The 13,625-nt window shown below is 66.3% G+C and carries 18 protein-coding genes; 6 read left to right on the top strand and 12 right to left on the bottom strand.

The features are described 5' to 3' along the window. Positions 1-13: 13 nt before the first annotated feature. Positions 14-583, top strand: coding sequence for a DUF2306 domain-containing protein (locus U4960_RS03585; RefSeq protein ID WP_324262242.1), 570 nt, complete (start codon positions 14-16; stop codon positions 581-583). Here the strand turns inward: U4960_RS03585 and purT are convergent. Beyond that, on the bottom strand, positions 580-1,767 hold the full coding sequence (gene purT, locus U4960_RS03580; RefSeq protein ID WP_324262241.1) for a formate-dependent phosphoribosylglycinamide formyltransferase: 1,188 nt from the start codon (positions 1,765-1,767) through the stop codon (positions 580-582). The genes U4960_RS03585 and purT overlap by 4 nt on opposite strands. A 2-nt stretch (positions 1,768-1,769) precedes the next feature. Beyond that, a complete protein-coding gene (locus tag U4960_RS03575) occupies positions 1,770-3,050 on the bottom strand; it encodes an aspartate kinase (RefSeq protein ID WP_324262240.1) in 1,281 nt (426 codons plus the stop codon). 51 nt (positions 3,051-3,101) lie between these two features. On the opposite strand from U4960_RS03575, the gene ubiG reads away from it, so the two are divergent. Next, positions 3,102-3,863 carry a bifunctional 2-polyprenyl-6-hydroxyphenol methylase/3-demethylubiquinol 3-O-methyltransferase UbiG gene (gene ubiG / locus U4960_RS03570; protein WP_324262239.1) on the top strand — a complete coding sequence of 254 codons (762 nt, stop codon included), beginning with the start codon at positions 3,102-3,104 and terminating at the stop codon, positions 3,861-3,863. 114 nt (positions 3,864-3,977) lie between these two features. On the opposite strand, the gene U4960_RS03565 is transcribed toward ubiG, so the two are convergent. Both U4960_RS03565 and U4960_RS03560 read right to left on the bottom strand, forming a co-directional pair. Continuing rightward, positions 3,978-4,991, bottom strand: a complete 1,014-nt coding sequence (locus U4960_RS03565) for a glycerophosphodiester phosphodiesterase family protein (RefSeq protein WP_324262238.1) — start codon at positions 4,989-4,991, stop codon at positions 3,978-3,980. An 11-nt stretch (positions 4,992-5,002) separates the two neighbouring features. Beyond that, positions 5,003-5,350, bottom strand: a complete 348-nt coding sequence (locus U4960_RS03560; RefSeq protein ID WP_324262237.1) for an arsenate reductase — start codon at positions 5,348-5,350, stop codon at positions 5,003-5,005. A gap of 109 nt (positions 5,351-5,459) precedes the next feature. Between U4960_RS03560 and U4960_RS03555 the strand changes: the two genes are divergently transcribed. Further along, the gene (locus tag U4960_RS03555) at positions 5,460-5,867 is read left to right on the top strand and encodes a hypothetical protein (RefSeq protein ID WP_324262236.1); all 408 of its coding nucleotides are present in this window, start codon (positions 5,460-5,462) and stop codon (positions 5,865-5,867) included. Here U4960_RS03555 and ruvC read toward each other — a convergent pair whose 3' ends face one another. The 6 genes from ruvC to U4960_RS03525 form a co-directional block, all read right to left on the bottom strand. Then, positions 5,868-6,338, bottom strand: coding sequence for a crossover junction endodeoxyribonuclease RuvC (gene ruvC, locus U4960_RS03550; RefSeq protein WP_324262235.1), 471 nt, complete (start codon positions 6,336-6,338; stop codon positions 5,868-5,870). 10 nt (positions 6,339-6,348) lie between these two features. Then, on the bottom strand, positions 6,349-7,092 hold the full coding sequence (locus tag U4960_RS03545; RefSeq protein WP_324262234.1) for a YebC/PmpR family DNA-binding transcriptional regulator: 744 nt from the start codon (positions 7,090-7,092) through the stop codon (positions 6,349-6,351). A 105-nt stretch (positions 7,093-7,197) separates the two neighbouring features. Continuing rightward, on the bottom strand, positions 7,198-7,965 hold the full coding sequence (locus U4960_RS03540) for an alpha/beta fold hydrolase (protein ID WP_324262233.1): 768 nt from the start codon (positions 7,963-7,965) through the stop codon (positions 7,198-7,200). Between the two features lie 169 nt (positions 7,966-8,134). Continuing rightward, positions 8,135-8,452: a heavy metal-binding domain-containing protein gene (locus tag U4960_RS03535; protein ID WP_324263166.1), complete on the bottom strand. Its 318-nt coding sequence runs from the start codon at positions 8,450-8,452 to the stop codon at positions 8,135-8,137. 71 nt (positions 8,453-8,523) lie between these two features. Then, a complete protein-coding gene (locus U4960_RS03530) occupies positions 8,524-8,781 on the bottom strand; it encodes a DUF2312 domain-containing protein (protein ID WP_324262232.1) in 258 nt (85 codons plus the stop codon). 81 nt (positions 8,782-8,862) lie between these two features. Next, positions 8,863-9,189, bottom strand: a complete 327-nt coding sequence (locus tag U4960_RS03525) for a DUF1244 domain-containing protein (protein WP_324262231.1) — start codon at positions 9,187-9,189, stop codon at positions 8,863-8,865. 48 nt (positions 9,190-9,237) lie between these two features. On the opposite strand from U4960_RS03525, the gene pyk reads away from it, so the two are divergent. The 3 genes from pyk (at position 9,238) to U4960_RS03510 (ending at position 11,693) form a co-directional block, all read left to right on the top strand. Then, positions 9,238-10,722, top strand: coding sequence for a pyruvate kinase (gene pyk / locus U4960_RS03520; RefSeq protein ID WP_324262230.1), 1,485 nt, complete (start codon positions 9,238-9,240; stop codon positions 10,720-10,722). Positions 10,723-10,727: 5 nt separating this feature from the next. After that, entirely contained in the window at positions 10,728-11,387 is a 660-nt protein-coding gene (locus tag U4960_RS03515; RefSeq protein ID WP_324262229.1) for a hypothetical protein, read from the top strand. A gap of 132 nt (positions 11,388-11,519) precedes the next feature. Then, positions 11,520-11,693, top strand: a complete 174-nt coding sequence (locus U4960_RS03510; protein WP_324262228.1) for a hypothetical protein — start codon at positions 11,520-11,522, stop codon at positions 11,691-11,693. Here the strand turns inward: U4960_RS03510 and gltX are convergent. Then, positions 11,690-13,045, bottom strand: coding sequence for a glutamate--tRNA ligase (gene gltX / locus U4960_RS03505; protein WP_324262227.1), 1,356 nt, complete (start codon positions 13,043-13,045; stop codon positions 11,690-11,692). The genes U4960_RS03510 and gltX overlap by 4 nt on opposite strands. A gap of 27 nt (positions 13,046-13,072) precedes the next feature. Continuing rightward, positions 13,073-13,597, bottom strand: coding sequence for a hypothetical protein (locus tag U4960_RS03500; protein WP_324262226.1), 525 nt, complete (start codon positions 13,595-13,597; stop codon positions 13,073-13,075). Between the last annotated feature and the right edge of the window lie 28 nt (positions 13,598-13,625).

Genomic DNA, 13,625 nt, shown 5'->3' with positions numbered 1-13,625 from the left:
GAGGAGACCAGCCATGACCGCTCTTTCGCTTTCCGCCCCTGCCCCTACCCCCGCCCCCGCCCCCGCCGCCAACACAGCACGCCGCCCGGCCGCCGGGTTCGATATCGGCCCGGTGGCCCGCACGGCCGTCAGCCTGGCCTGCTTCACCATGACCTTTGTCATGGTGCTGGCGCTGGGCAAGGCGGCGCTCGGCATGGTGCCCAACCTGCACCATTACGCCAAGCTGCCGATCATCATCCACGTCGCGACCGTCATTCCCACGGTTCCGCTCGGCGGTTACCTGTTGCTGGCGGCGAAGGGCACGCCGCGCCACAAGCTGCTGGGGAAGGTCTGGCTGGTGCTGATGCTGGTCACGGCCACGTCTGCCATCTTCATCCAGTCGAGCGGCAGCTTCAGCTGGATTCACCTGTTCGTGCCGCTGACCTTCCATGCTGCGTGGAAAGTCGTGGCCACCGCACGCAAGGGCGATATCGCCGCGCACAAGCGCCACCTGGTGACGACCTACCTCACCGCGCTGATGCTGCCCGGTGTGGCCGCCTTCCTGATCCCGGGCCGCCTGATGAACGTGATGCTGTTCGGCTAATCGCCGTACTGGATGGTGACCCGCCCCGCTGCATCGCGTGCGATGCGGCGGGCAGTGTCGGTGTCCCCGGCGGTGGCCAGCGCCACGCCCATGCGGCGATAAGGGCGGCTGGTCGGCTTGGAGAAGATCCGCACATCGGCCCCGCCCTCCATCGCCTCACCCAGCCCGGAGTAGGACACGGCCTCGCTGTCCCGGTCCGCCAGGATCACCGCGCTGGCGGCAGGGCGCGCGCGGATTTCGGCGGGCACAGGCAGGCCGAGAATGGCGCGGGCGTGAAGGTCGAACTCGGTCAGGTTCTGGCTCGCCAGCGTGACCATGCCGGTATCGTGCGGGCGCGGGGAAAGCTCGGAGAAGATGACATCATCGCCCTTCACGAAGAACTCGACCCCGAACAGGCCCCAGCCCTTGCCCCCGCCTTGCAGTGCCTCGACCACCTTCGCCGCCATGTCCTGTGCCTGCGCCACAGCACTGTCGCTCATCGGGGTCGGCTGCCAGCTTTCCTGATAATCGCCGCGTTCCTGCCGGTGGCCGATCGGCGGGCAGAAGGTGATCCCGCCCGCACCGTCCTTGCCTGCATGGCGCACGGTCAGCAGGGTGATCTCGTAGTCGAAATCGACGAACTGCTCGACGATCACCCGCGCCCGGTCGCCGCGCATTCCCGCCACGGCATAATCCCACGCGCCCGCAAGACCGTCCGGCCCGTCGACCTTGCTCTGGCCCTTGCCGCTGGAGGACATGACCGGCTTGATCACGCACGGGAAGCCGGTGAAGGCCGCCGCCTCGCTCACTTCGGCCAGGCTTTCGGCATAACGATAGCGCGAGGTGGCCAGACCCAGCTCGCCCGCCGCCAGGTCGCGGATCGCATCGCGATTCATAGTCAGCTGGGTCGCGCGGGCAGACGGGACGACGTTGAAGCCCTCCGCTTCCAGCTCAGCCAGCACCTCGGTGCGGATCGCCTCGATCTCCGGCACGATATAGTCGGGCCGGTGCTTCTCGGCGACTGCGCGCAGCGCCGCGCCATCGAGCATGGAGAACACCTCGCGGCCATCCGCCAGCTGCATTGCGGGCGCATTGTCATAGGCGTCGCAGGCAATCACCCGCGCACCCAGCCGCTTGGCCGAAATGACAAACTCGCGCCCCAGCTCACCCGAGCCGAGCAGGAGGATGGTGGCGGTGTGCGCCAAGCTCAGGCCGCCTCATCCGCAGCATCGAGGCCATAGGCGGTGTGCAGCACGCGGACGGCGAGTTCGGTTTCGTCCTCGTCGATCATCACGCTGACCTTGATCTCGCTGGTGGAGATGGCCTGGATGTTGATGCCCCGGTCGGACAGCGCGCGGAACATGGTGCTGGCGACGCCCGCATGGCTTTTCATGCCGACGCCGACCACGCTGATCTTGGCGATCTTGCTGTCGGTGATGATCCGGTTGAACCCGATCACGTCGCGCTTGTCCTCCAGCAGCGCCTGCGCGCGGGCAAGATCCGCCTGCGGCACAGTGAAGGTCACGTCGGTCTCGCCCTTGTCGCGGCCGACGTTCTGGATGATCATGTCGACATTGATGCTCGCGGCGGCGAGCGGTTCGAAGATGTTGGCGACCGCGCCGGGCCGGTCGGGCACCCGGGTGAGGATGACCTTGGCCTCGTTCTTGTCGTGCGCGATCCCGGTCACAAGCTGGCGTTCCATGTCGCCCTTCTCCACCAATTGGTCCATTTCCTCTTCCGACACGATCATCGTGCCGGGCAGTTCGTCGGCAGGCACGGCATCGTCGCCCAGGAAGCTGGAGAGCACCTGCACGCGCACCCCTTCCTTCATCGCCAGGCTGACCGAGCGGGTCTGGAGCACCTTGGCCCCTACCGAAGCCAGTTCGAGCATTTCCTCGTACGTCACCGCCTTCTGCTTCTTCGCCTTGGCGACGATGCGCGGATCGGTGGTATAGACCCCGTCGACATCGGTGTAGATGTCGCACCGGTCAGCCTTGATGGCAGCGGCCACGGCGACCGCGCTTGTATCCGACCCGCCGCGCCCCAGCGTCGTCACCCGGCCTGCGGCAGATACGCCCTGGAATCCGGGGATGACCGCGATCTCGCCTGCCTGCATCGAGGCGATCAGCGCTTCGGCATCGATTTCGTCCACCCGGGCCTTGGCATGGGCCTCGATCGTGCGGATCGGCAATTGCCAGCCGAGCCAGCTCCGCGCCTTGCACCCCAGGGCTTGCAGGGTGAGCGCGAGCAGGCCGGAGGTGACCTGCTCGCCGCTCGCCACCACCACGTCATACTCAGCCGGATCATAGAGCGGGTTGGCCTCGCGGCAGAAGTTCACCAGCCGGTCGGTCTCGCCTGCCATGGCCGAAACGACCACCGCGACCTCGTGTCCGGCGGCCTGCTGGCGGCGCACGATCTGGGCCACGCGCCGAATGCGCTCGGTCCCGGCCATCGATGTGCCGCCAAATTTCATCACGATACGGGCCAAGCGGGCGTCTCCGTGCTGGATGCTGTGCGTGGGTGCTGCTAGCCATCAGGCATGACCGATGCAACCACGCACACGCGTAGCAATTCTACAGGCGCCACAACCATCCGCCCGGAAGAGGCCGCCCATTTCGGCCAGCTGGCGCGCGAATGGTGGGATCCGAAGGGTTCCTCGGCCATGCTCCACCGCCTGAACCCGGTGCGGCTGGGCTTCCTGCGCGACGCGATCGACTGGCACTGGGCCCTGTCCCCCGCCTCCGGCAAGCCGCTCGCTGGCAAGAGCGCGCTCGATGTCGGCTGCGGCGCAGGATTGCTGTGCGAGCCGCTGGCCCGGCTCGGTGCGAGTGTGACCGGGGTTGACGCCGCGCCGGAAAATGTCGCCGCCGCCGCTGCCCATGCCGAAGGTTCCGGGCTCGATGTGCGCTACATGGCAGGCGAGGTCGGTGCGCTCGACATTGGCCAGTTCGACCTCGTCACCGCGATGGAGGTGATCGAACACGTTGCTGACAAGCGCGCGTTCATCGCCGCGCTGGCGGCACGGCTGGCTCCCGGCGGATTGCTGGTCCTCTCCACCCCCAACCGGACCGCGAAGAGCCGCCTGCTGATGGTGGGCGGGGCCGAGACGCTGGGCCTGATCCCGCGCGGAACACACCACTGGGAAGACTTCATCACGCCCGAGGAACTGGCCGACATGCTGGGGGAAGCCGGTTTTGCCGTCGGCGCAATGCAGGGCATCGCCTTCTCGCCCGCGCGCGGGCTGCACCTCTCAGCCGACCTGTCGCTCAACTACATCCTGTCGGCAACCCGAGCCGATTAATTCCGGTTTCCGTCATTGCGAGGAGGCGAAGCCGACGCGGCAATCCAGGGCGTCGGAGCACGATGAATCTGGATTGCCGCGGCCTGCGGCCTCGCAATGACGAGGAAGAAACGATTAGCGGCAGCCTTTCCCGCCGCGCGCCGCCACAGCCAGGGCGGGATCATCGGTAAAGACACCCGTGACTCCCGTCTGGGCGAGCATGGAAAACAGCGTTTCCATGCACCCGCGTGCGCCCTCCCCGCCTGCACCCTGCAGGCTTGGCGGGAGGAAGGCGTTTTCCTTGCGCAGGGTCCAGGCGTGGACGTCCAGCCCCGCGGCGCGGGCATCGGCCACCAGCGCAGTCGGCCTGCCGTCACTGCCGATCACCAGCCGCATGTCCGCGCCGACCGCATCGGCATATCCGGCCACAGCGGCGAGCCCGGTCGGGCTGATCATCTCGGCATAGGTCATGCCCGGCTCATCGGCGGGACCGCCGTCGACCGAGACCAGTTGCACCAGCCTGAACCCGCTGCGCTGCTTCAGCCGCCGCAGGGGCGCGATTTCGAAACTCTGGATGAAGACCGGATCGTCCGCCGTCACCCCCAGCCGCTTCAGTTCCAGCAGCAGCAGATCAACCGTATCGATCCCTTCGGACTGGAGCAGGAATTCCGGGTGCTTGAGTTCCGGATAGATCCCGATCCGGCGCCCGGTTTCCGCTTCCTTGGCGCGGACCAGCCTGACCACCTCTTCCAGCGTCGGCACCTGCCACAGCCCGTCAAACGGCACGTTCTGCGGGCGCAGGCCGGGCAGGCGCTCCCGCGCGCGAAGGGTGCGCAGTTCGGCCAGGGTGAAATCCTCCGCGAACCAGCCGGTCACCAGCACGCCATCGATGGTCTTGGAGCGCTGGCGATCGGCAAATTCGGTCCGGCTGGCGACGTCCGTCGTTTCCGAAATCTCGTTCTCGTGCCGGGCAACCAGGACGCCGTCTTTCGTCACCACCAGATCGGGCTCGATATAGTCCGCGCCCTGGTCAATACCGCGCTCGTAGGCGGCCAGCGTGTGCTCGGGCCGCTCGCCGCTGGCGCCGCGATGCGCGATCACCAGCACCTGAGCAGAAACCGGAACGGAAGCCATAGTGAGTGCAACCATCAGCAATATCCTCAGCACAGGGCGGCCTCCCACGCAGGGGCGTCAAACCCGACCAGCAGCCCGCCCGGATGCTCGACCACCGGGCGCTTGATCAGGCTGGTGTGTGCGGCCATCAGCGTAAGCGCCTTGGCGCGGTCGATTCCCTGCTTGTCGGCATCGGGCAATGCGCGAAAGGTAGTGCCGCGGCGGTTCAGCAGGACGTCCCAACTTTGTGCATCGCACCAGCCGGCGAGCCTTTCAGGGTCGATCCCTTCCTTCTTGTAGTCATGAAAGACATGATCAAGGCCGTGCAAATCCAGCCACTTGCGTGCCTTCTTGACCGTGTCGCAATTCGGAATACCGTAGAGTTCGATTGTCATGCCTGAGCTGGTGCCATCCGTGCTATGAAGGGACGCTGACGTATCGCGTGCTTGACCCGTGTTTCGCCTTCGTGAAAGCAGAGATGGCACGCCGCAAGGGAAATTGTATATGCCGTTCCGTAACGCCGATCTCGGAACCCGCACAGGCGCGCTCAGCGCTGCGCAGCAAGGCACTCTTGGCTGCCTCCTGCTGGGCGGACTGACCATTGCCGCAGGGGTCCTGTCTTCCGATATCCTGTTCTCCAGCGATGTGGCCACGGTGGGATTGGCGCTGATCGGCCTGCTCGTGGTGATGTGCCTGGTTGCCGCATACCGCCTCTGGCACGGCAGGGGCCTCTATTGGGCCGTGGCCGTTCTGGTGTTCGGGGTAATTCTGGCCGTGGGCATGTTCTCGATCAAGCCGGAGAGCTACGAATACATCGTGATCGGTGTCCTGCTGCTGACAGTGGCACAAGGCATTCGCGGGGCCCAGGCGCTGCGCCGGCTGGATGCGGGCGCAGCGCGCACTGCAGAATAGCTAGCGCGGGCCGAGGTTTGCCTCGGTAATCGCCACTGCCAGAGCATCGGCAGCATCACTGCCGGCAATCACCACACCAGGCAGCAGTACCCGCAACATGGCCTGGACCTGGGCCTTTTCCGCCGCCCCGGTGCCGACCAGCGCCTTCTTGACCAGCCGCGCGGAATGTTCGCGCACCGGCAGGCGGCACCCGCCGCAGGCCGCCAGCACGCTGCCGCGCGCCTGGGCCAGCTTGAGCGTCGACTGCGGGTTCTTGTTGACGAACACTTCCTCCACCGCCCCGCGATCGGGCCGGTGGGCCTCGATCACTGCCGTCACCCCGGCGTGAAGGTGGGCGAGCCGCTGCTCCATCGGCGCGCGCGCATCGGTGGCAATCTGTCCGTTGGCGATGTGGCTGAGCCGCGATCCCTCGGCCCGGATCACGCCCCAGCCGGTGCAACTGAGCGAGGGATCAAGGCCGAGGATGATCATCGGCGCACGATCAGCCCAGCTTCTCCATGATCTCGTCGCTGATCTCGTAGTTGCCCCACACGGTCTGGACGTCGTCATCATCGTCCAGCACGTCGATCAGCTTGATCAGAGTGGCGGCATCGCCTTCGCTGACATTGACGGTCAGGTTGGGCCGCCAGGCGAGTTTCACGCTTTCGGCCTCGCCCAGCACGCCTTCCAGCGCCTTGGCGACTTCGTGCAAGCCGTCCATCCCGGTCCAGATCGTGTGTCCATCCGCGGAGCTTTCGACATCGTCCGCGCCGGCCTCGATGGCGGCTTCGAGCACCTTCTCCTCGTCACCCGCCCCGGCCGGGTATTCGATCAGGCCCAGCCGCTCGAACCCGTGGCTGACCGCGCCGCTGGCGCCGAGGTTGCCGCCGTTCTTGCTGAACGCGGTGCGGACGTTGGTGGCGGTGCGGTTGCGGTTGTCGGTCAGTGCCTCGACGATCAGCGCCACCCCGCCCGGGCCATAGCCCTCATAACGGATTTCCTCGTAATCCTCGCCGCCCGCCATGCTGGCCTTGTCGATGGCGCGCTGGATATTGTCCTTCGGCATCGACTGCGCCTTGGCCGCGTTGACCGCCAGCCGCAGGCGCGGGTTCATTTCCGGGTCGGGCAGGCCCATCTTGGCCGCCACGGTGATCTCGCGGCTGAGCTTGGAGAACATCGCCGAGCGCTTTTTGTCCTGCGCGCCCTTGCGATGCATGATGTTCTTGAATTTGGAATGGCCTGCCATGGGTGCCTGCTTTGCATACCTGTGTGGAGTTGGATTGCCTTGGCCCCTAGCGAAAGGGGGCGCAGCGGGCAACGCCCCTAGGCAGCCCTGCCCTAAGCAGCCCCCCTAAACGGGAAGCCTCTTCCCCAGGAAATCGATCACGGCTGCATTGAAGGCATCGTTGCGATCGCCCGCGATCATGTGCCCGGCGCCAACGATGTCGTGCACCTCCGCATCGGGGACCTGAGCGTGGAATGCCGCAATGCTGGCATCGGAGACCATGTCGCTCAGCCGCCCGCGCACCACCAGCACCGCCACCTCGGGCCGCTGGCCCAGCCTGATGGTCGAGCGCGCCAGCGGATCGTGGAAGTTTGACGGGTCCTCGACATTGAACATCGAGGGGTCCCAGTGCCAGTAGAGCCGCCCGTCCTCGTTCAGACGCAGGTTCTTCATCAGGCCGGTCGGGTCCTTCGGCCGGGGCCGCTCGGGGTAATAGGCGGCGACCGCATCGGCGGCTTCCTCCAGGCTGGCAAACCCGCCATGGTTGGCGTTCATGAAGCCGACGATCCGGTCCACCCCGGCCGGCTCCATCTGCGGCACGATGTCGACCAGAACCAGCGCGGCGGGGCGCAGCCCCTCGCCGATGGCATGGATCGCCGTCAGCCCGCCCATCGAAGCGCCGACCAGTGCGAACGGCACCGCGCAGCCTTCGACCACCGCGTGGATATCCTGGATCCGGTCCGGCAACCCGTATGCGCGGGCGGGCGACCACTGGCTCATCCCGTGCCCGCGCGCGTCAAGGTTGAGCACCCGGTACCCGGCACTGACCAGCGCCCGCATCGCGCCCGCCCAGCTGTGCCGGGTCTGCCCGCCGCCGTGCAGCAGCACGACCATCGGCGCACCCTCCGGCCCGCCGACGTCAGCTTCCAGCGTCAGCCCGTCAGCCGTGCGGAATTGCCGTGTTTCGAATTCAAGCTGCGTTGCCAGTGCCCTGCCCCTCTCACTGTCGCCCTAGTGTGGCGCTAGCGGCCGGGCGGAACCGGGGCAACCTGCCAAAAGTGGGTCAGACCCGCACGGCGGTGCCGCTGGCGCTGACCATCAGCATGGAGCCGTTCTGGCCCAGCACCTCATAATCGATGTCGACCCCGATTACCGCGTTGCCGCCGAGCTGGCGCGCGGCTTCCTCCATTTCGGCGAGGGCTTCCTTGCGCGCGCGGGCCAGCACGTCCTCGTACTTGCCCGAACGACCGCCGACGATATCGGTGATCGAGGCGAACAGGTCACGGAACAGGTTCGCCCCGACGATCACCTCACCGGTGACGATGCCGAGATATTGCTGCACCGGCCGCCCTTCGAGCGTTGCGGTGGTGGATACGATCATGCCGGCGGTGTTCTGCCAGGGGCTGCCCATGGGTGATTCTCCTGTCCAATCAGTGGACAGGATAGCGGCAATCAGCCGAGGCCCAAAGCCGCCTTGTAGGTATCGAGCAGCATTTCCATTTCCGAACGGTCATCCGGCTTCATCTTCCGCAGGCGGACGATCTGGCGCATGATCTTGGCGTCGTAGCCCACCGCCTTGGCTTCGGCATAGACATCGCGGATATCGTCAGCGATGCCCTTCTTCTCTTCCTCGAGGCGCTCGATCCGTTCGATCAGCAGGCGCAGGCGGTCATCGGTGGGTTGCGCTTCGCGTGCGGCGTTGTCGGCCATGGGTGTCTCCAGAGAATCAGGGGTGAATCGGTTGGCGATCCGATAGCCAGCCGCGCTGCGGACTTGAACCGCTGGCGCAAATTAATCCTGTGCGTTCTTCGCCACACTGGCTTCCATCGCCGCGATCTGCTCCGGTGTTGCCTCGCTCTGGTAGCGTTCTTTCCATTCCGCCGTCGCCATGCCGTGGATCAGGGCGCGGGCCGGCTCCTTGTCGCCATCGAACCCGGCCTCCCGAATCCAGTCGGCCAGGCAGTTGCGGCAGAACCCGGCCAGCCCCATCAGATCGATGTTCTGCGCATCGTGCCGGTGGCGCAGGTGGCGCACCAGCCGGCGGAACGCCGCGGCCGCAGCAGCATCGTCGAGCTGGTCGAGTTGGTCGCCCCGATTGGCAAACGCATTCGTATCCATGGAAACCTGTCCTTGAGTTGCCGCGCGCTCATGCCATAGCGTGTTCCTATGCAAAAGAGCGACACGCGCAAGGTCGGCCCCCGCGGCCGCAAGGTCAAGATCCTCGCCACCACCGGCCCCGCCACGCGCGACCCGGACATGCTGCGGCGGCTGTTCCGCGCCGGGGTGGACGCCTTCCGGGTCAACATGAGCCATGGCGATCATGCGACGCACGCCGACACGATCAAGGCGATCCGCGCGCTGGAGAAGGAATTCGCCCGCCCGATCGCCATTTTCTGTGATCTGCAGGGCCCCAAGCTGCGCGTGGGCACGTTCAAGGATGGCAAGGCAGTGATCCGCCATTCCGGCCACTTCACGCTGGACCGCAACCCCGAACCGGGCGACGAAACCCGCTGCTACCTGCCCCATCCGGAACTGTTCGGCCTGCTCGACAAGGGCCAGCGGCTGCTGATCAACGACGGCAAGATCCGGCTTCGGGTGATTAGGGCCGACGAAAACGAGATCCTCTGCTCGGCCGAGGTTGGCGGAGTCATCTCGGATCGCAAGGGCGTGAATGTGCCCGATGCCGAAGTGCCGATCCCGGCGCTGACCGAAAAAGACCGGCGCGACCTGACCTTCGCGATGGAACAGGGGGCGGACTGGATCGGCCTCAGCTTCGTCCAGCGCCCGGAAGACATTGCCGAAGCGCGCAAGCTGATGGCTGGGCCCAATGGCGAGCGGCGCGGCGCGCTCTGCGCCAAGATCGAAAAACCGATGGCGGTGCGCCGGCTGGACGAGATCATCGAACTGGCTGACGGCATCATGGTCGCGCGCGGTGACCTGGGGGTCGAGCTGGAACCGCAGGAAGTTCCGCCGCTGCAGAAGATGATCGTCAACAAGGCGCGCACCGCCGGCAAGCCGGTGATCGTGGCGACCCAGATGCTGGAATCGATGATCGAGAACCCGGCCCCCACCCGCGCCGAAGTCAGCGACGTGGCCAACGCGGTCTATGACGGGGCCGATGCGGTCATGCTGAGCGCGGAAACGGCCGCAGGCGAATGGCCGGAGGAAGCGGTGACCATCATGCACCGGATCGCCAAGCAGGTGGAGGAGGACGAGGCCTATATCGGCCGGGTGCGGTTCCTCGAAACCCCGGCCGAGCCAACCACGGCGGATGCCTTGAGCCATGCCTGCATGACAATTGCGGATACCGTGCCAATCAGCGCAATTACCGTGTTCACCGGATCGGGATCGACCGCGCGGCGCGTGGCGCGGGAACGGCCCGGAGTGCCGATGCTGGTACTGACCCCCTCGACCCGTACCGCGCGGCGCATGGCCCTGCTATGGGGCGCGCACGCGGTGGTGACCAAGGACATCGGCAGCTTCGAGGAAATGATCGCCAAGGGCAAGCGCATGGCCCTGCGGCACGGCTTCGGCACCGCGGGCAGCAAGCTGATCGCGCTGGCGGGCGTGCCGTTCGGTACGCCGGGCAGCACCAACCTGCTCCACGTGGTGACGCTGAGCGGGGATGAACTGGACAAGCACGGGGGGTAGTCCGGGTGGCGATTTTCAGTCGGTTGTTCGGCAGTGCCAAGCGCTTCGAGCAGGCCGTGTCCGACTATCCGGTGTTCGCTGCGCCCCATCAAGGCGAGGGTTACCTTCTGTTGCCCGCCCAGCGGCGGGAGAACCTGGCAAGCTTTCTCGATCTGCTGCCATCGCGCATCCAACTGCTACAGCTGACGATGCTTGAGCTTGGCGTAGAGCTACCACCACCGGAGGCGGCCAGTGCCGGGTCCGATGTTTCGCGCAAGCTGCATGACTTTACCCGGAGCACGCTGTCCAAGGTCAGGGGGATCGAAGCACTGTGTGCCCGGGGCTGGCGCACCCGGACCCGCGCAGGACGTGACGGGCGCGTGTTCTCGTTCGTCCACGACATTGGTATCTATTGCGGTACCTGCGCCACCAACGACCCGCCGGGGTTCGCCTGGGCGATTGACGACACCCGCTATTCGGAAAGCTCGCGTATGGACAGCGCCGGCAACGTGGTGATCTTCAAGCGCATCCCGTTTGAACCGCGCGCGATCCGGCGGTTCCACGACGTGATCGGCTGGGCGGTGTACTCCGTATTTGACGAGGCCCGGGTTGCCGGGGGAAAGACGATCGGCAAGGTCAATTCCTTCAAGTTCCTGGATGATCATCTTGAAGGCGGGCACGGATGAAAAACGCTGCGCCGCACTTCAAAGTCAGGCCGGAACGGCAGGGTTCGCAGCACCATTGGTAAGCCTACAAGGCCGCGTTAATATAAACGGATGGTTTCGGGCCCATAGTGCCCCTGACAGGAAACCAGCACCATGAAATTCATCTCTCTCAAGTCGCGCGGCGGTGACTATCTCGTCGTTGCCGCGAACATCGCATGGCTCAGGACAGGCGAGAACGGCCAGACCAATGTCGGCATGGTCGGCGGCAGCCCGCTGCTGGTCACCGGCACGATCGAGGAAGTCGCGGAGATGATCCGGACGGGCTAGGCCTGCCCGGAGGCCGCAGTAAGCCGCGCCCGCGCCTCGCCTTCGCCGATCAGCGGTAGCAGTTCGCCCATGTCGGGACCGTGGTCCATCCCGGTGAGCGCCTGGCGCAGGGGCAGGAACAGCGCCTTGCCCTTGCGGCCGGTCCGCTCCTTCAGTGCAGAAGTTAACGCCTGCCAGGGGTCTTCGCCCCAGGTCAGGGCTTGCGCGGCTTCGGCGAGATAGGCGCGGTCCTCTTCTGCAAACTCCGGCTGTGCGATGGGCCCGGTTACCAGCCGCCACCATTCGCCTGCGTCCGCCACTGTCGCCAGGTTGGGACGGATGGCGTGCCAGCCGGCTTCGTCCATCCCCGATGGCAGGCGGTCAGCCACCTTCGAATAGTCCATCTGGTGCACCAGCGCGGTGTTGATGCGCTCCAGCTCGGCATCGTCGAACCGCGCGGGTGCACGACCGAACGTAGCCAGCTCGAAGCTGTCGACCAGCTCCTGCCGGTCTGCAATCGGCTCCACCGGCAGCGAGGTGCCCAGCCGTGCCAGCAGGGCCACCAGTGCCTCAGGCTCGATGCCCCGCTCGCGGAAAGAATCGCATCCCAGTGCCCCGAGCCGCTTGGAGAGCTTCCCTTCGCTGCCCACCAGGAGGGCCTCGTGCGCAAATTGCGGCACGGCTTTTGCTGCACCAAAACCCGCAGCATGAAGTGCGGTAAACATCTGGATTTGCACGGCTGTGTTGGACACATGGTCTTCGCCGCGCAGCACGTGGGTTACGCCCATGTCGATGTCGTCAATGGCGCTCGGCAGCATGTAGAGCCATGACCCGTCGGCGCGGCGGATCACCGGGTCACCCAGTTGCGCCGGGTCGAATTTCTGCGGCCCCCGCACGCCGTCATGCCAGGTGATCGGTTTGTCATGGTCGAGCAGGAAGCGCCAGTGCGGGGCCACCCCCTCGGCCGCACTCGCCGCATGGTCTGCTTCGGTCAGCGCGAGCGCGGCGCGGTCGTAAACCGGCGGCAGCCCGCGCCCCAGAGCGACCTTGCGCTTCAGGTCGAGCTCCTGCGCGGTCTCGTAACAGGGATAGACCCGCCCGGCGGCACGCAAGGCTTCGAACGCGCGGGCATAGACCTCGAGCCGGGCCGACTGGCGCTCTTCGGCGTCGGGTACCAGCCCCAGCCAGGCGAGATCGGCCCGGATCGCCTCGACATATTCCTCCCTGGAACGTTCGGCGTCGGTATCGTCAATCCGCAGCAGGAAGCGCCCGCCATGCCTTTTCGCCAGCATCCAGTTGTGCAGCGCAGTGCGGATGTTGCCGACGTGCAGGCGGCCGGTGGGCGACGGGGCGAAGCGGGTGATCACGGTCATGCCCAGCCCGTTAGCCGAGCCGCGTGCCTATTGCGAGTAGAGCGTGACGCTGTGTCCGCCGCCGGTCAGCTCAATCGCATTGGACGGGGTGCGCCGTGCCGCATTCACCGCATCCAGCGCGGCAGCAAGCCGCTGCTGCTCCGGATGAACCGCGATGCGGCAGGTCGCGCCCATCGGACCGGCCACCAGCGCCCCACCGGGCGGGCGCGGCTTTTGCGGGCGATCAGTGGCCAGGTCGCCACCGGAATAGCTATAGGTCCAGCTGAAGCCGGCGCAGCGCGGCTCGAACCAGATCAGCGTATCGGTGATGGTCAGGGCGAGGCCGATGCCGCCGCCGACCTCGGTCCCGTCGATGCCCGCCACCCGGTATTCACCGGCCAGCGAAGCCAGCGCCAGATCCGGCGCATCGCCGGATGGCTTTGGGGCTGCCCCACTCGCAGCCGCTGGCGATGGCGATGGTGTTGGCTCAATTTCCTGCGCCCCCCCGGCCGGCTGGCAGGCCGCCAGGGCCAGGCTGGCGAGGAGAGGCGGGAGAGCGGCGATCAGGCGCATGGCGGTTCCTTTGGCGGGTCAGGCGCAG

The organism is Altererythrobacter sp. H2, from assembly GCF_035319885.1.
In the GTDB taxonomy this organism is placed as follows: domain Bacteria; phylum Pseudomonadota; class Alphaproteobacteria; order Sphingomonadales; family Sphingomonadaceae; genus 34-65-8.
Note: the sequence above shows the minus strand (reverse complement) of the source record. Positions and strands in the feature narration are given on the sequence as shown.